The following is a 23,821-nucleotide window of genomic DNA, read 5'->3' as shown; positions in this document are numbered from 1 at the left end:
AAAATTATCCTCGTTAATTCGGTCAGATTACTTGCAAAGGCCAGCAGAGATCGCTTCGTCGCGTAAGGCACCACGGAAGTCTGGGTGAGCAATATCAATAAGCGCTTCAACACGTTGTGGAACAGAAAGACCACGGAGGTCTGCACTGCCGTATTCTGTTGCAATGATCTGTACGTCATTACGTGGGGTTGTAACAGGTGTGCCTGCTGGTAGTGCAACGCGGATCGTCGACTCTAGGCCATCTTTCCCTTTATGCGTAGAAGCAAGGCAAAGAATACTGATACCGCCTTTCGACATTTGTGCGCCACGAATAAAGTCGACTTGACCACCAGAGCCTGAAATTTGGTTAAAGCCAACACCTTCAGATGCAACCTGACCTGTTAGATCAGCCATGATGCAGGTATTTAGTGATACGAAGTTATCGTTTTTCGCAATCTCATACGGGTTAACCACGGTCGATACATTACCCATTTCGATTTCTGGGTTGTTATGCACGTAGTCGATTAGATCTTGTGAACCCGCAGTAAATGCAGTGATGATTTTGTTTGGCTTGTAGTTCTTGTTGTCACCGCTAACAGCGCCAGCTTTACACAGCTCCATCATTGACTCGGTGAACATTTCGGTGTGAATACCAAGACCTTTATGGCCTTTCAACGCCATGCCCATGGCGTTAGAAATGGTACCAATGCCGATTTGGATCGTCATACCATCCTTAACATAAGGAACAACATGTGATGCAATGGTCTTTTCTAGTTCAGATGGCTCGCCACCTTTTGGACCTGCTACAGGGTGGTGACCTTCAGTAATATGAGTCACTTGATCAATGTGAATAAGGTTCTCTTCGCCGCCAATAAATGGCTGCTGGTTATTGATAACCGCGATAATGGTATCTGCATATTTCATTGCTTCTGCATTACCCACACCACCACAAGCACCCATGCTCATGTAACCATCTTCATTCGGTGGTGTCATTTCAACAACCATCACATTGGGTTGAATGTGGTTAAATAGTTGAGGGAAGTGAGAAAAATGGAAGTTGATAGTTTCAACGTTACCAATTTTTTGCATTTTGCGCTCAAGCGGCCCCATGAAAAGACTCATATGCTTGAAGCTACTACGAAATTCAGGCTTCAAAAAACCATAGGGATGAGTGATAAGGCCTGTGTATAGTTCACAGTTTTTAACGTCTTCGGCGCGTTTTTCTAACTCAAGTAAAAATAGAACAGGGGTGCCTAATAGGCCACCAGCCCAAACTGTATCTTCTGATTTTATTAGCTTCGTTGAATCAGTCAGTGAAATTAGCTTACTTTCGTAGTTCTGTTGCCAAAGTGTCATAACGACCTCTCAGATATATAGCAACTTATTGACTTTCTTCCTTACGTTTAAATAAATATCCTTTTATATATTCGGGAAGAAACAAGTTGCGAATGTAGGGTTCAGAAATAACTCCTTTTCTGTAGCGTCAATATATGTCGAGGAGGGAAGAGTTACTTTGCATTTCAGGCCAAAAGTATGACTTCATCAGTCAAAACTCACTAGCATGACACAGCTCACAATTATCCCATCTTCGCCGAACGTGACCGCAAAGTAAGACAATAAAGACAGATTAAATAGACTTTAACTTGTCATTTCCAGCCAAAGGTTTGATAGCTCAGGTCAGAAAAGACAATTGTCGATCTCCATCAACTATTTTTATTTAAAGCTAATTATTATTAATAAACATTATTAGTCGACTAATAAAACATACGTCTTATAAACGAAATGTCCTGCTAGTTATTTATTTTAATTAATAAATTTGGAATCCTATGACTATGAAAAAACTACTTATTGCAACAGCTATTGCCGCTGCGTCATTCACTACGGCATCACAGGCTTGTACTTCTATCGCGTGGAATACTGACTTTGGTACATTAACGACTCGTACGAATGACTGGGTTGAATCAACCTCGCCAATTCTAGGGACGATTAAAGCCGGCAGCGAGCGATTAATGCATGGCGTAAAAGGTCACGGCACGACCTATAAAACCCAATACGATATCCTCGCGATTCTCTCATACGGTGGCCTTGTCCATGACGGTGTAAATAGCGAAGGCTTGCAGGTCAACACCATGTATTATGCGCCAATGAGTATGCAAGACACTGGCAGCGAGACCATCTCGCAGCTTGCTCTTGGCGAGTACCTGATCGCGAATTACGCCAATGTTGAAGAAGTTGTAGAAAACATTCAAAACCTCAAAACAGAGCTGGCCTCTCACCCAAGTATTCCTAATGCGCCGACATTCCACTGGGCGCTAACCGATAAAACCGGTGATCGCGTCGTTATTGAGCACGACGAAGATGGAGTCTCTATCTACCGTGGTGATGATGCGATGGTCATGACCAATCAACCAAGTCAACAAAGCCACCTTGATGCTTGGGGCAATGCATCAGCTAAAATCACGAAGACATGGAGTGAGGCTGACTTCGGCTCTACCGGTAATACCAACCCAAGAGATCGTTTCCTACACGCGTCTTACTTTAGCGAGCAACTAGAACAACCTAGCTCTTCGGTTAATGGCATGATGAAGCTGGCAACAACGGTATTCCGTATTCCACATGATGCCGCCAACCGAGAAGTCAATGGCGAAATGGCGGGTTATGCAACAGAGTGGTCACTCACCCAAAACTTGAACAGTGGTGATGCTGTATGGGAGTACCTATGGGGTGATACTTGGAGTAACGTGAAGTTCAACTTCTATGAGGTACTTGAATCAGGTAAAGATATCCATTTCAAAATGGATTCTCCTAATTTAGCAGGCGATATCACCAAGCAAATTATTGCCTCTGGTAAATAACCAACCGTTAAAAAAAAGCGAATACACAGCCGCCACTTCGGGGGCTGTGTTTTTTCATGTTTAAAAAAGCCACCATAATCAACCATAATTCAAATTAACAGCACAATAATAACGCTTACCACACAATAGATATGGTTAATTTGTCACCTTGGTCACAAAAACTATTCAATACATGAAAAGCCAGCGAACAACAGCGATATCATACCTCTACCAACGCTAAAATAGGGCTCTAAATTGATGAGTAACAATACCTTACAGCCTATCACATCAATGTCTATCCATAAGGGGTGGGTTAAATTAATAAAGCAAACAGCTCTACAGAACAATTTGGATATCGATCATTATTTCAGCCAGCTTGATGCCTCAAGCGACCAACCTGATGTACGTGACGTCAGAGCGATTCTTCACCAAATGACCCAAGATAGTGGCGATCCTCTATTTCCCGTTCAAGCTTCTATGCATTTAAACCCACTAACATTTGGCTGTTTTTCACTTGCCTTATGGACCGCTCCAAATCTAATGCAACTGCTTAAGGATGCGTGTAAATACAGCGTTGCCATTGGCTCACCGATTCGACTGCGTTTTCATGAAACGCCCCAAGGGGATGCGGAGCTTTGGATCATAAACCATGAGCCACTAAACAAAGAATCACATATCACTTATTCAGGCGTTACCTTATACATATCCGCGATATTGCAAGTGATCCACCAAACCACAGAATTTAGCCTGCATGATATTCAAATCAAACTGATCCAATGGCCTTATGACAACCACCTCTGCGCCGAGTTTGAACAGAAAACACAATGCCAAATTTCGCTCGGTTCACCGATAAGAAAAATTTGTATTCGCCGTCAGCACCTATTTACCCCACTATCGACCAGCGATCCTGAGCTTTACCCCGTTACACATTTATTATTACGTCAGCATGCTGCTGAAATAGAAAATACTGATGTCGTTTTACAGGTCTATAAAGCACTCGATGATATGCCATCGTTAACGGATATCTCAGGCCAAAATATCGCGGCTAAAATGCTGATAAGCATAAGAACACTCAACCGTAGACTGGCAGATGTGGGGACCAGTTATAGGGGTGTCGTTGAAAAATATAAGCTTGAAAAAGCACTGCAGTTGCTCAATCAACCCAATGTGAACATGACAGAAATTGCGTTTCAGTTAGGTTTTTCTGATTTAAGCACCTTCTCTAGGGCATTTAAGCGCTGGACGGGGAGCAGTCCATCCCACTCCACTCTTCGCTAGATATGTGCGCTAGATACGTGCGTCATTTTCCACCACACGGGCACAAATGTGTCCCTATGTATGATCAAAATCAAAAGGAAGATGGATGGCATTTAAAGCTATCCTTTTGGCTTAAAATGCCAAGTTTTAACGCTCAGTTCTTGTTTTAATCATTGCCAGTTAATGCGGTAACAACAACATACCGCTATAAAAATACTGGAGCGTAAAGCTATGATGAAAGAAACACATAGAGTGTTATTTGAGCCAATGAAAATTGGCTCTCTAGTCCTCAAGAACCGTTACTCAATGGCCCCTATGGGTACACTGGGCTGTGTGGATAATGATGGCGCATATAATCAACGTGGTGTTGAATATTATGTCGCCCGAGCTAAAGGTGGGGTCGGCTTAATCATTACTGGTGTACAAATGGTCGAGAATGAACTCGAACAGTTTCCAATGCCTTCTTTGCCCTGCCCAACGAACCACCCAACGGCTTATCTTCGCAGTGCCAAAGAGATGACCGAACGTGTCCATGCTTACGGCACTAAAATTTTCGCCCAACTCACTGCGGGATGGGGACGCTCTTGTATTCCCGGCTTTTCACCTGAAGACAAACTCGTTGCACCCTCTCAGGCTGCAAACCGTTTTGACCCATCCCTTAACCACCGTGAACTCACTACCGACGAAGTGAAGTACTTCATTGGCAAATTTATCGAATCTGCAGTTATCGCCCAAAAGGCAGGGTACGACGGGGTTGAAATCCATGCAGTGCATGAGGGATACCTGCTCGATCAGTTCACAATGGAGTTCTTTAATCAGCGTACCGACCAATATGGCGGCAGCTTTGAAAACCGCTACCGTTTTGCGGTCGAAATTGTACAAGGCATCAAAGCGCTGTGCGGTGACGACTTTCCTGTTTCATTGCGCTACTCAGTAAAAGGGAATATGAAAGGCTTTGGTCAGGGGATCTTACCGGGGGAACAAGCGGAAGAGGTTGGCCGTGACATGGAAGAAGGCCTGATAGCCGCCAAATACCTACAAGATGCGGGATTTGATGCCCTGAATGTCGATGCTGGCACTTACGATTCATGGTATTGGAACCACCCGCCGAATTACTTCGAGCCGGGGATGTACAAGCCATACTGTAAAGCAGTCTCTGAGGTAGTTGATATTCCCGTACTAATGGCTGGCCGAATGGAAGATCCTGAGCTTGCCAGCCATGCCGTAAGCGCTGGTATTGCAGATGGTATTTCAATGGGCCGACCACTGCTCGCCGACCCTGACGTGGTCAACAAAATCCGCCGAGGCCGTTTTGAAGAGGTGCGTCCATGCCTATCATGCCACCTTGGCTGCCTTGGCCGTATGGCTGAAGTGGGTAACCTCTCGTGTGCTGTGAACCCAAGCTGTGGCCGTGAGGATGAATACAAACTAACGGCAACACATAAAACCAAGAAAGTGGTGGTGGTTGGCGGTGGTGTCGGTGGCATGGAAGCCGCTCGCATCGCCTCTGAACGTGGGCATGACGTGGTTTTATTTGAAAAGTCAGATAGCTTAGGCGGAAATGTTATTCCAGGCTCACAAGCCCCATTTAAACATGATGATAAGCAGCTTATCACCTGGTTTGAAGGTGAAATGACGCGTAAGAATGTTGATGTCCGCATGAATACGGCAGCAACAAAAGAAACAATTGAGGCTGAAAATCCAGACAGCATTATTTTTGCTACCGGCTCTCGTCCTACTAAGCCTTCTTGGTTAGCAGGACAAGATAAAGCAAATGTTGCTGTTGCTGAAGATGTACTCATGAACCCAGAGCAGATCACCGGTGAAACTGTCGTGGTCATTGGGGGTGGTTTAGTGGGCTCTGAAACTGCATTGTGGCTGGCTCAGAAAGGTAAGAAGGCAACTCTGGTTGAAGCCACTGACGATATAATTGGTGGCCCTCACGGTACGTGTTTTGCTAACTACCAGATGCTTAAAGAGCTATTGGTGAAGGAAAATGTTGAGATAAAAACATCCACGTTCTTAAAATCAATCACTGATAACGGTATTGAAGTGTGCTCTGCAACCGACGAGACAGTAATGGGTGAAATTAACGCTGAGCACGTTATTCTCGCTATGGGCTATAAAGCAGAGCATAGCTTGTTTGATGAATTATCGAACCAGCTCGATGTTGAAGGGATCTTTAACATTGGTGATAGCCAAGAAGCTCGTACCATCATGGCTTCTATTTGGGATGGCTATGAAGTAGCACGCTCAATTTAACAATAATAATAACAACAATAATAAAGATACGTTGTCTCCTTTGGCTGCCCCCACCGACTGGGCAGCCTTTTTTATGCCGCAACAATATTAATTGTTACCTTATGGCACCAATTGACAGCACAAGTACTAAGAGTATTATACCAACACTTACTTTTTGAACAGGAGCGCCCATGCCAGTATTACACCGCTGTATGACCGAGAACGCTTCTGTGGTCGTAATTGCTTACCTCAAACAGCCCCGTATCGCTTAGCTAAGGCAGTGAATCGTTATTTCATTCACTGCCACAAAGACTCATCACATATTCTGTTTTTGTGGCCTTCTATTTGCTTCATATTTTATGATTAATGCAAGGCACTACTATGAAACACTGGTCAAAAATGGAGATGCTCCATGAAACCGTCACCAACGAAAACATCATCTTAAAAGGCACACATAGCTACTATAGCGATGCCTATGATAATGGATTTGAGCGGTCGGTTGTTCGATATTTACACGGCGACGAAGTAAGCCGTAACTGGGAGCCTCGCTGGGAAATCGATAAGCTGTATATTGGCGATTACGTCTGCATCGGTGCCGAAGCGGTGATCTTAATGGGCGGTAACCATACTCACCGCACAGACTGGTTTTCTCTTTATCCATTTATGGAAACTATCGAAGAAAGTTACCAGTCAAAAGGAGACACCCTACTGGATGATGGTTGCTGGATAGGCATGCGGGCAATGATCATGCCCGGCGTACACATTGGCGAAGGCGCTATTATTGCGGCCAATAGCGTCGTGACTAAGAACGTGCCCCCGTACACTATCGTTGGCGGCTCCCCAGCCAAAGCAATTAAACAACGCTTTTCGCCAGAGATAACAAGCCGTTTACTGGCATTGAAGATGTATGACTGGTCAGAAGAAAAGTTTGAGGCCCTCAAGCCATTGATTTGCGCACCTGATATTGATGCGCTTGAACGTGCCCATCAGCAATACGGTTCTTAACTGCAACCACAAGAAACCGGTCAAGTTACACTGACCGGTTTTTAGGTGTTTTTAACAATTACCGCGTTTCCTGAAAACGTTGATACAAAGCTTCAATATCACTGCTGCACATAATATCCATATTGGCTTGCAGTTGTTCGAGTGACCAGTCCCACCACTTCATTTCAAGTAACATCGTAACTTGTTCCGCACTAAAACGCGGTTTAATCACCTGACCAGGGTTCCCCACCACTACAGAATATGGCGGGATATCTTTTGTGACCACCGCTCGCGCACCAATCACAGCACCATCACCAATAGTAACTCCCGGCATGATCACACATTCAGAGCCAATCCAAACATCATTGCCTACCACCGTATCACCAGCACGTTCAAAGCCTGACTTTACTTTATCGCCAAACTTACTCACATCAAATGGAAATGATGATACCCAATCGTGGCGATGCCCTTGATTGCCAGCCAACATGAATGTCGCTCCAGATGCAATGGAGCAATACTTGCCAATAATTAACTTATCGACCTCACCAAAGATACCCGACTCCCATACGGCCTTGCTTGAATGGTCCCCGAGCAAATAGCGCACACAGTGATCTTCAAAATGCTTATCATGGTAATAACCAGAATAATAGGTGTAATCACCTACCACTATATTTGGGTTACGAACATGCGCTTTGATCTCATAGCCACCCAGCCATGATGGAAAGATGGAAGAAGACATAGCTACCCCTTATAATAATTGCCGAACCGCTCTCCCAATAGCAAACATCTAACCGCTGAGCAACACAGGTATACCCATGCATTTAGAACAACTGTATTCTGCCTACCTTGGTGAACGTTACGGCATTGCCTTTTTCTCTGCTTTTGCCCAAAAGTATAGCGATGATAATCACATCAATAAATGGCAACTTCTGATACAAGTCGAAGAAATTACCGCTAAAAAGCTGAAAGATGGCTTGATCCAGCGAGGCTTTAACAACTTCGGCGACGAACAAGCGATGCAAGATAAAGGAATTAGAGATGCAGAGCAGTGGGTACATTTAGAATGGAATACACTGCTAAAGACCCTGATCCCTTGGGTAAAACCCTATGCCATTAAATACCGCGAACAAGCTCTCGCAGCCACCGAGCATCAAGAGCTGTACCAGCTGGTACAGCAGCATGAAGATGCTATTTATGACTTTCTGCTGTCTGAGAAACAAAAAGTCGATACGGGAATAGCAATACTGGAAGACTTCATTGCCTCACAGTCATAATTTATCTTCTTTAACAGCTAAGTAATTGTTATGAAATGGTGGGCAAGTAAATGCGCTTGCCGCCACACTTTTTCCATCACGGTAATCACACTCAGCGATATAGGTAACAAAACACCAAACTGTTTATTGTCGAAATGCCATCTCTGTAATAACAATCACTCATCGTTATAGGCAAAAGGCTCAAACACTTTATGGATAAACCACATAAAATCCGCTGTGTAATTTTTGACTGTGATGGCACGCTCGTCGATAGCGAAAAGCTGTGTAACCAAGCTTTGGTTAATATCTTTTCAACACAAGGTGGTACATTGAGCCTTGATGAGTGTATTCGCCATTTTCAAGGCGGAAAAATCGTTGATATTCTAGCAGAAACCCGAAAGCGTACTGGCGTAACGACGCCAATAGACATCCTTGAGCCAATGTATCGCCAAGAGTGCCGCCAGTTATTCGAAAAACATTTAGAGCCCATTGATGGTGTGCCGGCGTTACTGGTGGCACTGGAAGAAATGGGGATAGAAATGTGCATTGCCTCGAATGGCCCAGTATTCAAAATGGAACACACATTAGGGCTGACCAATCTATTGCCTTATTTCGAAGGCAAACTATTCAGCGGCTTTGAGGCCAGCAGCTGGAAGCCTGATCCAGATTTACTTCATTTTGCCGCCATGAATATGGGATACAGCTTAAACGACTGTGTTTTTGTTGACGATACCGAGAAGGGTGTACAAGCTGGCATTAATGCCAATATTCCGACCTTCCACTACGCCGCGAATGAGTATGCACCCGAAATCAACCATCCGACGGTGACCACCATCAGCACGATGCTTGAATTACTTGAGTACATTAAGGCCAAATAACTAATACCCCTCCAGTTATGTCACCAAAGCCTAGCCGGGATAAAATGAACTAGGCTTTCAACTCCGCCAGCATTCAGCTATCCAAAAACTCTGATACTCAGTATTTTTCTTTTGTTTTTGAGCTTGCGTACACTTTCTTTACCCCTGATAACCAAGCTCTCCCTATACTCAGAATAATTGTGGGGGCATAAAAGGAACCAAGCATGCATCAAATTTATCCCGTGGCTGTTATCGCAAGCCTCTCGCTCCCCCTTCAAGCACAGGCGGTAGGGGCTGCCGATATATTGCTAACAAACGCGAAGATCTACGCTCATAGCAGTGCCGATACGATTGCTATTCACGATGGTAAAATTGTGTTTGTGGGTAACGCTGCGGCAGCAGCTAGTTACCGTCAAAAAAGCACCGAGGTTATCGACCTTGAACAAGCTTTTGTAATGCCCGGCTTTATTGATAATCATAACCATGTATTTGAAGCCGCTTCAGAAGCAGGAGGAAACTGCGAGCTGGATATGGATGCATCGCTTGAAGATCAAATCCCGTTGCTAAAATCGTGTCGACAACAAGCAAAAAAACAAGGCTGGCTAATGGGCTATGGCTTTTCTCTAGATGCCGTTCTAAACGAAGACAATCGCTACACCCCACTTGAAGTCATTGATCGTATCTTCCCCAGTCAACCTGTCGTGCTGATGGAGCAAACTTCGCACTCGATGTGGGTTAACTCTGTCGCACTTGAGCTAGCTGGGATCACTAAAGATTCTCCCGAGCCCCAAGGAGGCAAGATCCTCAAAGATGAAGCCAGTGGTGAGCTCAATGGGATCCTGTTCGATAATGCTGGTGACCTCATTATGGAACTCGCATGGAACAGCTTAGAAAACCAATTCGAGCAAAGCTACGATGGTTTGATGACAGGTCTTGAAGAAGCCGCAGCCCACGGTATAACCACCATAGGTGATGGCCGGCTCTATTGGAAACGAGGATGGTATGATGTCTGGCGACAAGCCGAGCAAGACGGTGAACTGACCGCCCGAGTCTCCCTACGGCCGTGGATTTACCCAACAGATCCAATGGCGCCACAACTCGCCTTTTTAAAAAAAATACAGTCGAGTGATAAGTCGCGTCTGCTATTAGTCGATCAAGTAAAAATGTATAGCGATGGCATTATTATCAACGGCACGGCCAAAACCCTAGCACCGTATCTTGATACCTATATTCCTGATGAACCCAACGGCATTAGCTATATTCCACCAAGCCAAATGAAAAATTGGCTAAGCGAATTAGATGCTATCGGCTACAGCGCCCATATCCACGCTATCGGTGACGGTGCCGTTCGGGAATCACTCAATGCTATCGAATATGCACGTGGCCAAGGCTCAAGCAAACCTTATACCCTAACTCATGTCGAGCTGGTTGACCCTAAAGACATCTCTCGGTTTGCCAAATTGGAGGTAACAGCTGATTTTCAGGTTGGCTCAGACTACATCGCCCAACATGACCACCAATGGGCAGACGCTTTTTTAGGTACCGAACGTTCACATTCGATGATGGACCTAAGCGCTATTTTTGATACAGATGCCAATGTCACCCTAAGCAGTGATTGGAATGTCCATGATATCAACCCATTAGTTGGAATAGCCAATAGCTTAAAAATGGGTAAAACCGGCTTGCCAAGTGTGACAGATGCCATCGATGCCTACACGATAAACGCCGCTGAAAGCCTTGGGATCAGCGATATTACGGGCTCCATCAGCGTAGGTAAATCGGCCGACTTTGCCATTCTGGGCCAAGATATTACTCATCTACCAGCAGATGATATCGCCGAAACAGAGATCCTAATGACAATATTACAGGGCGCGATTGTTTTCGATGCTGAAGACTAATACCGCGCTCGCTTTGAGCTTACCCGCTATAGCTTTTCGCTTTCGGTATTGAAGCTATCCCAAGACGATTGCCATACTTGCTGTTGATATTCTTTATTCGCAGACGCATTTTGCTTGGGCTCTTTCGTTTTATCCGAATCGGTTATACTCGTGGTCTTCGCTAGCGATGCGTCTCGTTGGGTATGTGGAGTATTGTCATTCACTTGATCTAAATGCTCATCCCACACTTCCTCCACCAACGGTTGTTCTTCCCCTTGCTCACCAGACAAATCACCTGACGCGAGTACGGCAAGCTGCTCAGCTGAAGGTCGATAACCTTCTCGGCCATAGACTTTATCAAGTAAATCGATCACTGCATGTGCCTGTACCTCGCCGACCTTAATCACGCGATAAATCGAATTAGCGACATTCTGCACCCCCAATATTGCATCAATACCGATGTGCTGCACCACTTCGTCACGCTCTGCTTTTGCCGATTTATTTCCCGCCGCATAAGCCAACGACAACCAAATATAAGCAACTGCGGCATCATTAGCACCCGCACCAAGATACATTTTGGCCACTAATTGCTGCGCTTCGGCATCACCCTGCTCTGCGGCACGCTCAAGCCAATAAGTAGTACGCAGCTTATTTTTGGCCACCGCAATACCGGTTTGATAACAATATGCCGTTTTCAAACAAGCTCGAATATCGCCTTGTAAGGCACCACGAACTCGCCAAATAAAGGCTTCATCTGGGGCTTTATTTTCCGCTATATCAGAGACATACCAATCGCCTAAAAAAGATTGAGCGGGTATATATTCAGCCTCTGCAGCGGCATGGATATTTTGAAGGCCAGCTTCAATATCGATTTCTGTGCCAAAGCCACGAATTTGATAGCGCCCTAATTCAAACTTTGCGGCAATATCATTATTATTCGCTTTAACGACATGTTCCCAATAGATTGATTTCGCTTCGCCTTCAGGATCATCAATATCCATTTTACACAGGCGAGCCAATGCATTTTGCGCGATGGTATTCTCTTGCTTTGCCGCTTGATAATACCAACCGAGAGCTTCCCGCACGTTGGTCAGTTCATATTCTTTTGCTAACGAAAGCTGGCTCGATACATGCCCTGTTTGTGCCTTAAAAATCTTATCTTCACGCTCTGCAATTTTTGCTCTTTCAAGCACTCGTTGATAATTATCGTCTTTCAAGCGTCGCTCTATTGCGAGTTTACTGTTCATTTTCTGAGTCGAAAAATAGCGGTAAACCACCCAGCTGAGCACACCACCAGCAACACTCAAACCAATAAGTAGGTTAGACATAATTCCTCAACTGCATAAAATAGAACACTCACCCCTGTATTATCGACTCTCAGCTTCAAAACTAAAGTGATATCACCATTAATCACCGCTCAAAATACAATTTAAGCCATTAAATCAACAATAAAAGCATAAGGCTGCTAAATTTATTTATGGTTTATTTGGATATATCGCAAGGAGAAAGGATGTTTCTCGACTATTTTGCGTTAGGCGTATTGTGTTTCGTGGCTGTTTTTCTGTTCTACGGGATCATTGCTATTCACGATATACCTTACGAAATTTCAAAAAAACGTAATCACCCGCATCAAGACGCCATTCATTATGCAGGTTGGGTCAGCCTATTCACCCTGCATGTGTTATGGCCATTTTTATGGATTTGGGCAACATTGTGGCGTGAAGACCGCGGTTGGGGATTTACTCAAATTCAAAATGAACAAAATGAGCTCCATCACGAGGTTATAAAGTTAAGTGAGCACGTCGAACGACTCACCGAAAAAGTGGCCAAATTGGAAGTTGCTCAAGCCCAGCAAATGAATGCCGCAGCCTCTGTAAATAAGCCCGAACAAGGAGATGAGCGCTAATGGATTTATTACTCATTCTCACTTACACCGCACTTTGTATTGCCGTATTCAAAATATTTAAGATCCCGCTCAACAAGTGGACCGTACCGACTGCCGTTCTTGGGGGCATCATTCTAATTGGTACCCTGATTTTACTGATGAATTACAATCACCCGCATACCAACTATGGTGGACAATTCTTTGTTACCACGCCTATCGTCCCTGGGGTTAGAGGGAAGGTCATTGATGTACCTGTTAACGCAAACGACCCCATTAAAAAAGGCGATATGCTATTCAAAGTCGACCCAACGCCGTATGAGGCAGAGGTTACTTTACTTCGTGCCACATTGGCAGAAGCCAAGCAGACGGTACTAGGACTAGAAGCCGCTTATAAAGCCGCTCAAGCCAGCACCGCCAAAGCCATGGCCGAACGTACCCGAACGCTGACTGAGTTCAAGCGTTATGAGAAAGGCTTCAAACGCGGCGCTTTTACCGCATCAGAAGTGGATAATCGTCGGCAATTCTATCGCAGTGCTGAAGCATCACTTGCTGCGGCAAGGGCAGAAGAGCAACGGGCAAAGCTGGCTTACGAATCTGAAATCATGGGCGAAAATACCGCTGTAGCCAAAGTACGAGCACAGTTAATTCAAGCCGAATTTAATTTAAATGAAACCATTGTTTATGCCCCAACCGATGGCTACGTCACACAAGTCACTTTACGACCTGGAATGATGGCAGTACCGTTACCACTGCGCCCAGTTATGACATTCATTCACCAAGAAGAGCAGTTTTATATCGGCGCGTTCCGCCAGAATTCGTTACTGCGCCTAGAGCCTGGGTTTAAAGCTGATTTCATCTTTCGTGCCCTACCGGGAAAAACCTTTGCTGGCGAAGTTGTAGAAGTATTGCCCGCCATAGGCGAAAGCCAAGTACAGGCTGCGGGGGTTCTTTATGGTAGCGAGCAGCTTCTCCGCCAAGGAAGGCCACTGGTCAAACTCAAGATCACTGATGACCTTACTCCTTATCACCTACCACAAGGGACCAATGTTGAAATTGCCGTTTATTCCGACAGCTTCGAGCATGTTTCGGTTATGCGTAAAGTTTTGATCCGAATGAAGAGTTGGCAGAACTACTTGTTCCTTGATCATTGATCCGTAGCTGAAAATAAAAAAGGGCTGCGCTGTGTATCACACAGGGCAGCCCTTTTTTTAAATTCTAGCAACAAAGCCGCTTATCACTAGATGAAAAATCTTATTGGGCTTTTAATGTTCCGCGCTCAACCAATTCGACCGGGATCATCAATTTCATCAACGCCCGGTCATCACTTTGTACTTGGTTTAAAAGTAGCTTCACCGATTCTTTGGCCAAGCGATTAAAATCCTGTTTGAACGTCGATAGTTGATAGCCAACCCAAGCTGCTTGCGGAATATCATCAAACCCGAGAACTTGGAAATCCTCTGGGATCGACAGGCCAAACTCAACTTTAGCCACATCCATCAAGGCGATTGCCAGCATATCGGTAGAACAGAAGAAAGCATCTGGTCGCTCACTTTCACTCACAGATAAAGCCTTTCGAATACCGTCTAACGCCAGCTCATAACTATAACTAGCATTAATCTCGCTAGGAGCATGGCCTGTAAGGTCAAGTAACTCTTCAGTGAAGCCATCAAAACGCTCGGCATTAGTATAAGACGGAATATCACCCGTTAGGTAAGCCGGCTTTTTCGCACCACGTTCAACAAACACACGTGCAGCCATTTTCCCAGCACTGTAGTTATCGCTGATGGCCGAACTACATGACGTTCCTTCCTCAACCCGAGCAAATTGGACGATGGGAATATTGAAGTCTTTGCACTCTTCATAAAGCGCAGTATTGAACTGGGCAGACGCCGCCATAACACCGTCAACGCGGTATTGAAAAATATTGGGAATAGAGTGCTGTTGCTGATCATCCAACACCCAAGGGATCAGTACTGCCGAGTAACCATTCTTTTGTAGCTCTTTACTCAGTAGCTGCAAGGTTTCCATATGGATGGGGTAATCAGAATCAGGGAAGACTAGGCCAATCAGCTTCGACTCATTAGTCGTTAGACTGCGAGCAAATGCATTAGGACGGTAATTCAGCTCTTTAGCAGCAGCAAACACCTTTTCACGCGCAGTCTCAGAAACTGAGCTACCATCGATGAATACACGGGACACCGTTGACTGGGACACGCCAGCTAACTTAGCAACATCGCTCGCAGTAACAGGTTGTTTTTTAACGGACATATCAGGGCTTCGTTGAACAATACTGACACAATTATACCAAAATCCTCTTTGAATGCGCATGCAAAATTATATCCTCCGCCGGAAAAACATAAATGCCGAAATAGAGCCTATTGAATAACGCCAGCCAAACACAGAAAAGCCGCTACCAGCGCTCGGACTGGTAACGGCTTTTATCGTTTTTAAACGGTTATTAGAAGTAGTAACGAATACCAGCAGAGAACTTGTCGTCAGCATTCACAAATTCGGTACCGCTCAACTTATCTGTCCCTTCATCAAACTGGTATTCAGCCCAAAGTAGGAATGTGTTCTTGGTGAAATGGTATTCCATCCCCGGGGTAAACGTCTTACGCTCATAGCCCTTAGCACGACCATCGGTTTCCGTCATGTAGTTAACATTAAAAGTTGGGCGGAAGCCGTTTTCAAAGTGGTAGTGGGTGTATAGCTCACCACCGCGTGAGTCAAAGAACTCCTTGTTACTCGCCACTTCCCAGCTATCCGCCATGTGGTAAGTCAAGCCTAAGAAGTAATTCGCAGTACTATAGTTAAGGCCAACCAAACCAATACGGGCGGTATCACCATTCTTCATATTGCTCTGAGCAACACCATCCAGATCTGTCACTTCATTCTGATGGTATGCAGCACCGACCGTCAGGCCTGGTGCGACTGGGTATAGTACTGATGCACCAATACCGTTCTTCAATGTTGCAGTTGCATCACCTGCCAGTGCAACATCTGTACGTGTTGTCTGGTAAGTAAAGCCGTATTTCAATTCACCAAGGTTGTTGCGGTAAGTCAGTGAGTTAGCCGCGCGGCCAGTACCACTGCTGATACCCCAGTCAGAAAGGTTGTAAACGTTGGAGCCACGAGTACCGTAAGTACGGCCCATATCAGTGAACCAAGCTACATCATAAAATGTTGACCACTGCTTAGTACCCGCAGCAATTTTTCCGTATTTGTCGTGCTCAACGCCGGCATATAGAAGACGGTCATAAATATCGTTACCGTTAGAGCCTGAGTTATAACCCCACTCGGCATGACCAAACCCCTGCCAGCCATTGTCTAGCTGCTTCACGCCTTTCAGGCCAAAGCGCGAACTGCCGCTGTTCCATACAGGATCGGTATCACCGCCATTATCTTGGTAGCGTGCTTCAAAACGACCATCGATCGTTAGACTATCACCATTGTCATTCACAAACGTGTGGGCAGCAAAAGCAGAGCTAGAAGTCAGTGCTGCTAATACAATTAGAGAAAGTTTTGTTTTATTCATCATACTGCTTGTCTCACGATCAGGCGTCAGCCACCCTCAGGCTGATTCCCGACAAATTGATAAATTGGAATAATATTTTTTATAAAAATGGGCGCCCTATAAGGGCGCCCAACGTCGCACAGGCGTGCTACCTTTCACAAAAGGATCAGTGGAGCGCTGATTACAGTGAAGGGTTTAGGATTTGTTGAGTACGCTCAAATACATCCAAACCTTGCTGCTTCAGCCAGTATGGTAGGTCGATCAGTACCCAGTTTTCAGATAGTTTGTCACCGTCACGGTAATAAACATCAACAACTTGCATGTCGGCACGGACTTCACCACCTGTCATACCCAAGAAACCACCTGTTGGCGTATTTGATAGGTTTGGCCAGCCGAAGAAGCACGAGAAGTTGCCTTCAGCAAAACGGCAGACGTGGCCGTTAAACTTCTTATCTTTTAGGTTGTTACGGAATGGTAGCTGGTGCTGCTGCTGGTAGCGTGGAATGGTGTAAGAAGCACCGATACCGCACGGGCCGTACCAAATCATGTCTTCAGACCAGCTCTTCGCTAGTACTTCTGGTGGACAACCCATTGCACCGCTTTCGTTAAGTGCAGATAGATCATCAACCATCTTGTTAACAAGAGCCAAAGTAGCAACACCTTCTTCTGGCGCCGCATCTTCGAACAATAAGCCGTCGTGGTTGCGAGGGCCAGGGTAAACAAAGTGCTTACCGGTTGACGGTGGCAGTGGGTAGCAACCAGCTTGATCCATCATGCCAAGCAAGTCTAAGAAAAGACCCGTCTTCGTAATTTTACCGTTTTCAACACAGTTAAACTCTGCATAGCGAACGTTCATGATCTTGCCTGTTGGGCGCATTCCTAGGAATTCACCGTCTAGTAGGCCCATGAAGTGGCCCATACTCATAACCCAAGTTTCACCAGCCGTCACTTCGTTCTCACCGCCGATGAAGATGTCTTGACGACGCTGCATGCGAGTCATTGACTTCATAAGTGGCGACCAGAAAGTGTCAGCAGCCGCTTGCGCGCCTTCTTGCTCGCGGAATGGGTAAACGCCGCGCCATAGGTAATCTTCAGAAGTGTGTGCCTTCAGCACTTCAGCAACATTCTCGTGAGTTGCATTTTCAATCGCATCGAAATATTCACGTACGATGCGTTTAGCTTCTTGATACTTGCTCATTATGCAAATTCCTATCTTGATACATATTGGCTGTTTTCAGCCAAGAATTAAGGTTGCAGGCTCCGCATCTCACGAAGCCTATAAATCTGATTTAAGCGGTTACTTGTGCTTTCTCTTTCTTGGCAAAAACACCGGTTTTTAATGTTTCTGGCAGGGTTAGCCATAGTAAGCCAGCTAGCACCCAGACGATTGGAGAGCCCCACATTGCTGTCTGAAGATCTGAGCGCTCTTGAATGTAGATCAATACCATCGGTGCCCACATACCAATCAAACGGCCGCCGTGGAATAGTGCCGCACCGAAGCTACGTAGATGAGCTGGGAATAATTCAGAGAAATAGCCGCCCCATACCGCACTTGATGCCAGGCCGAAGTTGTAAATCAGACCTAGAATGGCAAGCATGTTCAGGCCCATGAAAGTAACGTCTGACGGTGCGATAAAGAAGATAGATGCCATGATACCGGCAAGAATAAAGCCGAACGCATTAACCTTACGACCCCATTTATCAGCAACAGCTCCCCATACCCAAGCACCCAGTAGGCTACCAAACGCCGAGATAGAGAAGATGATCCCCATGGTCTGGCCATCGAACATACGCACTTCTTTTAGGTACGTCGTAACAAAGCCACCGAAAAATTGGAAACCGTAAAAATTCAAGCCAGATAGTAATAGGCAGGTTAAAGTGATCTTAAGGTTACGGCCACGGAACATCTCGCCCCAAGAGCCCTTTTTCACCTCAATGTCTTTACCGTTTGCGTCTTGTTGTGCTTCTTCACCAAACGCAATCACTTTTTTATCACTTGGCAATATAAAGATCATGGCTGCTGCAGCAACTAGCGGTGGAACACCACCAACAATCATCATGTTTTCCCAAGATGCATTGATACTAGATAGATATGCTGCATACGCACCCATCGCCATGACCGCAACAGAGAACATACTTGATGCAAAAGCCGTCAATTTACCGCGTACAGAGTCGGTAAATAGGCCGATCATCAATGACACCGCAACCGTAAAGTAACCACCTAACGCAATACCAACGATGAATCGCATTGCAGCCCAGCCTTCGTAGCTGGTAAAGGTCATGTTAAGAATTGTCGCTGCACCGTTAATGGCCGTGATCGTGATAAGGACGTTTTTTTTGCCGAAACGGCTCGCGAACCATGCACAGCTTAGTGCACCAATTAACGCCCCTAATGACTGCCAAGTGTAGAACTGCGCGGTGTGTGCCAGCGTAATGCCTTCATATTGGTCGACGATATAAGGTCGGACGTAATCAATAACCACGAAGTTATAACAGTAAAACACGTAACCAACCAGAATCGCAAAGTAGGCTGCCGCGCGTTGCACCATTGGAACTTCGTTCATGTGTTTCTTCGTTGTCATGAGCGAATAATCCTCTAAATTTATTTGTATCACCTTTGTTAATACTTAAGGCGATCGAAACAGTTTTGTGGAAATTTACCCTCCCCTGTTTCTTGAGGCAGATATTACACACTCACCAAGGGTAAAAACTGTGACATGAATCAACTTTAAATGAATGCGCACCCAAAAGAGGTTTTTACGGGATATTGATCACATCGAGTATAATTACTGAGCAATATCGCATTTTCACGAGAAAGAATTGATCGTGATCACGCAAACAGCCCGTTTTTTACGCGAGCCATCGTTATTTAGGTAATATTCAGCTCGAGAATCACTCGGGCTCAGCCCATAAAAGAGAAGGTAAAGCCATCGATGGTTGCGCATTCAAGCATTTTAGTTATGGTGATATATATTGCATTCACTATATTAATTAGCTACTTAGTCAACAAAAAATCATCGAACAGTGGTGATTTTTCTACTGGAGGTAAACAATTTGGCTGGTTAACGGTAGGTATTTCAATTCTTGCCACCTACATCAGCGCAATGACGTTCGTAGGCATGCCGGGCTGGGTTTATAGCGATGGAATGAAGGCAATTGCTATCCACCTCAACTATCCGATTGTGATTTTCTTTGCCGTAGTGTTCTTTATCCCCGTTTTCTACAAGCTGGGGCTCACTTCTATCTATGAATACCTAGAGCACCGCTTCGGGGTGATAACTAGAACAATAAACTCTTTAGTTTTCATTGTTGTACAGTGTATTTCATCAGGCATAATTTTATATGCTGTATCACTTATCCTCATACGCGTGCTGCCTATCTCGATTGAAGAGGCCATCATTTATATCAGCCTGTTTACCGCGATTTATACTTTTGCCGGGGGTATATCGACCGTAATATGGACAGATGTAATGCAATCGGCCTTTCTGCTCGTGGGGTGTATTGCCATTTTCGTCACATTATTGATGAACATACCTGAGCTGGGTACGCTCCCAGAATTATCAAGTAAACTAACGATGGCTAACCTATCAACAAGCTTCAGTGATGACACAACCTTAATGGCAGGGCTCATTGCTGTCAGCTTCTTGCATCTGAGTGTTTACGGCTCCAATCAGTTAATTATTCAAAGAACATTGGCAACGAAGTCGGTTGAAACCGCTCAGCGCTCGATGCTGGTTTGCGGCTACGGTGCTTTCTTTATTTATTTATTCTTTAGCGTTATCGGTGTTTTGCTGTTTATTTTCTACGGCGGTGAGCAATTTGAAAATAGCAATAATGTCATTCTCGACTTCGTGTTTAACCATACCCACCCCATTATTGTTGGCTTAGTCATGGCATCATTATCTGCAGCCGCCATGTCAACGTTAGATTCGTCCTATAATTCAATGGCGACGGTAGCAACATTCGATATCTATAAACGCTTTTTCAAGAAAGAGGCGTCAAACGCGCACTATGAAAAAACCGCAAGGCTATTAAGCATTGCCTGCGCGATTTTTGTAATCGTGCCTGCGATGCTTGCAGTATCAAATGAAAGTGTACTGAAAAGTATTGCCAGCCTAACGTCGATTTTTGTCGGCATTCGTCTGGGCTCTTTTTTACTTGGGTTATTTTCACGTAAAGCCAATGAAATTGGCATCATTGCCGGAAGTATCACAAGTATCCTTGCGATTCTGGTTTGCTTTAATAGCAATGTAGCCTGGCCATGGTTTGCCCCTGCTGGCACCGTCGCTTTTGTTGCGACTGGATTACTGGTTAGCCAGTTCAAGGGTGAAGTCACCACCGAACAGCACGCTTTTATCCAAAAACAAAAAACACTATATAGTGCACCAACCGTTAGCCAGTATATGCTTTTAGTATTCGCTGCTTTTACGGTTGCATCTTGTTTTTATCTGCCGACACTGCTGGCGAACGTACTAAATTAAGGAAGTTACTATGTTATCTATATTCGATATCTACAAAGTGGGGGTTGGCCCATCCAGCTCACACACCAATGGACCTATGTTAGCCGGTTATGATTTTTATCAAAAAGTAGCGAAGCAACTGGATAGCATTACCCGAGTACAGGTTGATCTATATGGTTCACTTTCTCTCACGGGTAAAGGCCACCATACCGATCGAGCAAGCATTCTCGGATTAATGAACAACAAGCCAGATTGCATTGATATTGTTCAGGCCAATCAAGCGATAGCAGAAGGGAACGAAAACAAAACCCTACACTTCGGTGGTAAGAAAACGATCCAATTTGATACTGACACCGACATGCTTTTTCACACTAGCAACTTGCCGTTGCATGAAAATGGTATGACAATCAGTGCGTTTGATAAAGCTGGTAAGCAGCTTTTCATTGAAACCTATTATTCAATTGGTGGTGGCTTCATCGCTACAGCTGATGAATTGCAAAAAGGGAAAGCCACCAGTGATGTGACAGTCCCATTCCCCTTCCAGTCTGCTGATGACATTTTAACTACAGCTGATACAAACGGCATAAGCATTGGCGCAATGTTTCTGCGCAATGAACTGGCCTTTCGCTCGCAAGAAGAGCTCGATTTCAAAGCCAATCAAATTTGGGAGGTGATGACATCTTGTATGCAGCGTGGCTTTCAAACCGAAGGCATTCTAGAAGGCGGGCTCAATGTTGTACGCCGTGCGCCTGCGTTATTGAAGAAGCTGGAGTCAAACAAAGACATAGATAATGACCCTATGACCATTCTTGATTGGGTGAATGTGTTTGCTTTTGCTGTAAGCGAAGAAAATGCTGCTGGAGGGCAGGTAGTCACCTCCCCGACCAACGGTGCTGCTGGTGTCATTCCTTCAGTGTTGATGTATTACAACAAATTCATCGGTGAGCTAACGCTACCGCAGATCAAAGATTTCTTGGCCGTGTCAGCGGCGATTGGCATGCTGTATAAAATGAACGCTTCAATATCTGGGGCAGAGGTTGGCTGTCAGGGCGAAATCGGCGTGTCTTCATCCATGGCTGCCGCTGGGCTTACCGCTATCCGTGGTGGCAGCAATGAGCAAATCTGCATGGCTGCCGAAATTGCCATGGAGCACTCACTGGGTATGACCTGTGACCCAATCGGCGGTTTGGTACAGATCCCATGTATCGAACGTAACGCCATGGGCGCGATGAAAGCCATTAATGCCTCGCGTATGGCACTAAAACGAAACAGCAAATCGTTAATTTCACTCGATAAAGTCATTGATACTATGTACCAGACGGGTAAAGACATGAACAAAAAATACCGTGAAACCTCACTTGGTGGTTTGGCGATGATCCACCTAGCGCCGCCCTGTGAATGATAACGATATAAGAGTGGTCTGAACCACGATAAGCACCATGAAAAAAGGGCTGACATATTGTCAGCCCTTTTGTATTTTTAACTATCGCTACGTCTTAGAATACGTAAGCGAAGTTGAAGCCACCACCGTTGTCAGTCGTGCTAGATGTGTTGCTGAATTCGTTCAGCTTGTTGTGTTTCGCTTCAAAAGACAGGATTGTTTTCGGTGTGAACGCGTAAGATACGCCTACTGCGTAAACTTGACGGTCACCCGTTACCTCACCTTCGCCATCGAAATCAACGTGCGATGCATAAGCATACGGACGGAAACCAGACTCAAGTGCGTAGTGTGCGTACACATCGACAGCGTTAGCGTCTGCCCATTCAGCAGTAGGACCACCTAGTAGACCGGCTTTATGGATGTTTTCACCCATGGTGTAAACCGCTGCGACTTTCAGGCCACCAGCAACATACTGACCACCCAGAGTAACTGCTGTTTGCTTGTCACCGTCTTCAAGACCATTCACGTTTTCGCCATTTTCAACTTCGACCTTATTTTCAAGGTAGGCAACACCAAGGCTCAAGCCTGAATCAAAGTCGTAGCTCGAAGATACCGCAACGTTGTAGTCACGTGTTACTGTTTCCTCGTCGGTTTCACCATTACTGGTGAAGCCGTAATGCGCAGATACGTTCAAGCCATCTCTGCTGTAACGGTATGCTACTAGGTTATCACCACGACCTGTCGCAGCAAAACCACCGTCAGTACCTTCTGAGTAGATTGGCGTTGCATCTGGGTCGATGATGATCATGTTGTCCATGTAGCGAGCAACATCGTGATAAGCAGACCACTGCTTACCAAAACGCAGGCTACCTTTGTCTTCATGAGCAACAGTGAAGTAACCCAAACGGTTACGGAAGTTATCACGGCCTGAAGTAGGGTTGTTCAAGAACTGATCCCACTCTAGTTTTGCATCCAGCGCCCAACCATTTTGTAGCTGACGTTCGAAACCAAAGTTTAGAATACTACGGCTTGCTGAGAAGACATCATCTTCACCCCATACAGGCTGAAATGCGTCAAGGACAAAAACACCGCCTACGTCAAACTTATTTTGATCGTCTTCATAAAGGGTATAGGCAGATGCTTGGCCAGCTAGCAAAGCGGCAGGAATTAATAGCGCTGATAGTTTAAGTTTCATCAATAAATACTTCTAATGATAGGTTTGACAATATTTTTCTGTGTGAGAAAGGTATCAAACTTTTCACCACATTGTAATAGTAAACTAGTACATTATACTTATTT

At 45.1% G+C, this 23,821-nt stretch carries 19 protein-coding genes; 11 read left to right on the top strand and 8 right to left on the bottom strand.

Annotated features, from left to right (window positions below; all coding sequences use genetic code 11):
* Positions 1 to 27: 27 nt before the first annotated feature.
* Positions 28 to 1,335, bottom strand: coding sequence for an acetyl-CoA hydrolase/transferase family protein (locus tag L4D09_RS09015; RefSeq protein WP_428457165.1), 1,308 nt, complete (start codon positions 1,333 to 1,335; stop codon positions 28 to 30).
* Between the two features lie 476 nt (positions 1,336 to 1,811).
* On the opposite strand from L4D09_RS09015, the gene L4D09_RS09010 reads away from it, so the two are divergent.
* The 4 genes from L4D09_RS09010 to L4D09_RS08995 all read left to right on the top strand — a co-directional run bounded on the left by L4D09_RS09010 (position 1,812) and on the right by L4D09_RS08995 (position 7,316).
* Complete coding sequence (locus L4D09_RS09010) at positions 1,812 to 2,834, top strand: linear amide C-N hydrolase (protein ID WP_428457164.1); 1,023 nt, start codon at positions 1,812 to 1,814, stop codon at positions 2,832 to 2,834.
* A gap of 237 nt (positions 2,835 to 3,071) precedes the next feature.
* The gene (locus L4D09_RS09005) at positions 3,072 to 4,091 is read left to right on the top strand and encodes a helix-turn-helix domain-containing protein (protein ID WP_428457163.1); all 1,020 of its coding nucleotides are present in this window, start codon (positions 3,072 to 3,074) and stop codon (positions 4,089 to 4,091) included.
* A 210-nt stretch (positions 4,092 to 4,301) separates the two neighbouring features.
* Positions 4,302 to 6,332 carry an oxidoreductase gene (locus L4D09_RS09000; RefSeq protein ID WP_428457162.1) on the top strand — a complete coding sequence of 677 codons (2,031 nt, stop codon included), beginning with the start codon at positions 4,302 to 4,304 and terminating at the stop codon, positions 6,330 to 6,332.
* 360 nt (positions 6,333 to 6,692) lie between these two features.
* The gene (locus L4D09_RS08995) at positions 6,693 to 7,316 is read left to right on the top strand and encodes a CatB-related O-acetyltransferase (protein ID WP_428457161.1); all 624 of its coding nucleotides are present in this window, start codon (positions 6,693 to 6,695) and stop codon (positions 7,314 to 7,316) included.
* Between the two features lie 58 nt (positions 7,317 to 7,374).
* Here the strand turns inward: L4D09_RS08995 and L4D09_RS08990 are convergent, their stop codons facing one another.
* The gene (locus L4D09_RS08990; protein ID WP_428457160.1) at positions 7,375 to 8,034 is read right to left on the bottom strand and encodes a CatB-related O-acetyltransferase; all 660 of its coding nucleotides are present in this window, start codon (positions 8,032 to 8,034) and stop codon (positions 7,375 to 7,377) included.
* Positions 8,035 to 8,110: 76 nt separating this feature from the next.
* Here L4D09_RS08990 and L4D09_RS08985 point away from each other — a divergent pair, with 76 nt between their 5' ends.
* The 3 genes from L4D09_RS08985 (at position 8,111) to L4D09_RS08975 (ending at position 11,303) form a co-directional block, all read left to right on the top strand.
* Positions 8,111 to 8,569 (top strand): hypothetical protein, encoded by a 459-nt coding sequence (locus L4D09_RS08985; protein WP_428457159.1) that lies wholly within the window; start codon positions 8,111 to 8,113, stop codon positions 8,567 to 8,569.
* A 191-nt stretch (positions 8,570 to 8,760) separates the two neighbouring features.
* Positions 8,761 to 9,426 (top strand): 6-phosphogluconate phosphatase, encoded by a 666-nt coding sequence (gene yieH / locus L4D09_RS08980; RefSeq protein ID WP_428457158.1) that lies wholly within the window; start codon positions 8,761 to 8,763, stop codon positions 9,424 to 9,426.
* A gap of 203 nt (positions 9,427 to 9,629) precedes the next feature.
* Positions 9,630 to 11,303: an amidohydrolase gene (locus L4D09_RS08975; RefSeq protein ID WP_428457157.1), complete on the top strand. Its 1,674-nt coding sequence runs from the start codon at positions 9,630 to 9,632 to the stop codon at positions 11,301 to 11,303.
* 26 nt (positions 11,304 to 11,329) lie between these two features.
* On the opposite strand, the gene L4D09_RS08970 is transcribed toward L4D09_RS08975, so the two are convergent.
* The gene (locus L4D09_RS08970) at positions 11,330 to 12,610 is read right to left on the bottom strand and encodes a tetratricopeptide repeat protein (RefSeq protein ID WP_428457156.1); all 1,281 of its coding nucleotides are present in this window, start codon (positions 12,608 to 12,610) and stop codon (positions 11,330 to 11,332) included.
* Positions 12,611 to 12,792: 182 nt separating this feature from the next.
* Here L4D09_RS08970 and L4D09_RS08965 point away from each other — a divergent pair, with 182 nt between their 5' ends.
* Together L4D09_RS08965 and L4D09_RS08960 are read left to right on the top strand one after the other, a co-directional pair.
* Positions 12,793 to 13,188, top strand: a complete 396-nt coding sequence (locus L4D09_RS08965; protein WP_428457155.1) for a DUF3302 domain-containing protein — start codon at positions 12,793 to 12,795, stop codon at positions 13,186 to 13,188.
* Positions 13,188 to 14,318 (top strand): HlyD family secretion protein, encoded by a 1,131-nt coding sequence (locus L4D09_RS08960; protein ID WP_428457154.1) that lies wholly within the window; start codon positions 13,188 to 13,190, stop codon positions 14,316 to 14,318. The genes L4D09_RS08965 and L4D09_RS08960 overlap by 1 nt, the downstream gene beginning before the upstream one ends.
* 100 nt (positions 14,319 to 14,418) lie before the next feature.
* Here the strand turns inward: L4D09_RS08960 and L4D09_RS08955 are convergent, their stop codons facing one another.
* The 4 genes from L4D09_RS08955 to L4D09_RS08940 all read right to left on the bottom strand — a co-directional run bounded on the left by L4D09_RS08955 (position 14,419) and on the right by L4D09_RS08940 (position 19,263).
* Entirely contained in the window at positions 14,419 to 15,435 is a 1,017-nt protein-coding gene (locus tag L4D09_RS08955; protein WP_428457253.1) for a LacI family DNA-binding transcriptional regulator, read from the bottom strand.
* 190 nt (positions 15,436 to 15,625) lie between these two features.
* On the bottom strand, positions 15,626 to 16,702 hold the full coding sequence (locus L4D09_RS08950; protein ID WP_428457153.1) for a porin: 1,077 nt from the start codon (positions 16,700 to 16,702) through the stop codon (positions 15,626 to 15,628).
* A 160-nt stretch (positions 16,703 to 16,862) separates the two neighbouring features.
* Complete coding sequence (locus tag L4D09_RS08945) at positions 16,863 to 17,879, bottom strand: ester cyclase (RefSeq protein ID WP_428457152.1); 1,017 nt, start codon at positions 17,877 to 17,879, stop codon at positions 16,863 to 16,865.
* 91 nt (positions 17,880 to 17,970) lie between these two features.
* The gene (locus L4D09_RS08940) at positions 17,971 to 19,263 is read right to left on the bottom strand and encodes an MFS transporter (protein ID WP_428457151.1); all 1,293 of its coding nucleotides are present in this window, start codon (positions 19,261 to 19,263) and stop codon (positions 17,971 to 17,973) included.
* 351 nt (positions 19,264 to 19,614) lie between these two features.
* Between L4D09_RS08940 and L4D09_RS08935 the strand changes: the two genes are divergently transcribed.
* Both L4D09_RS08935 and L4D09_RS08930 read left to right on the top strand, forming a co-directional pair.
* The gene (locus tag L4D09_RS08935) at positions 19,615 to 21,162 is read left to right on the top strand and encodes a sodium:solute symporter family transporter (RefSeq protein WP_428457150.1); all 1,548 of its coding nucleotides are present in this window, start codon (positions 19,615 to 19,617) and stop codon (positions 21,160 to 21,162) included.
* 10 nt (positions 21,163 to 21,172) lie between these two features.
* On the top strand, positions 21,173 to 22,543 hold the full coding sequence (locus tag L4D09_RS08930; RefSeq protein ID WP_428457149.1) for an L-serine ammonia-lyase: 1,371 nt from the start codon (positions 21,173 to 21,175) through the stop codon (positions 22,541 to 22,543).
* Positions 22,544 to 22,637: 94 nt separating this feature from the next.
* Here L4D09_RS08930 and L4D09_RS08925 read toward each other — a convergent pair whose 3' ends face one another.
* Positions 22,638 to 23,717, bottom strand: a complete 1,080-nt coding sequence (locus L4D09_RS08925) for a porin (RefSeq protein ID WP_428457148.1) — start codon at positions 23,715 to 23,717, stop codon at positions 22,638 to 22,640.
* Positions 23,718 to 23,821 lie beyond the last annotated feature (104 nt).

The organism is Photobacterium makurazakiensis, from assembly GCF_050336715.1.
Classification (GTDB): domain Bacteria; phylum Pseudomonadota; class Gammaproteobacteria; order Enterobacterales; family Vibrionaceae; genus Photobacterium; species Photobacterium makurazakiensis.
This window is presented reverse-complemented; position numbering and strand designations above follow the sequence as displayed.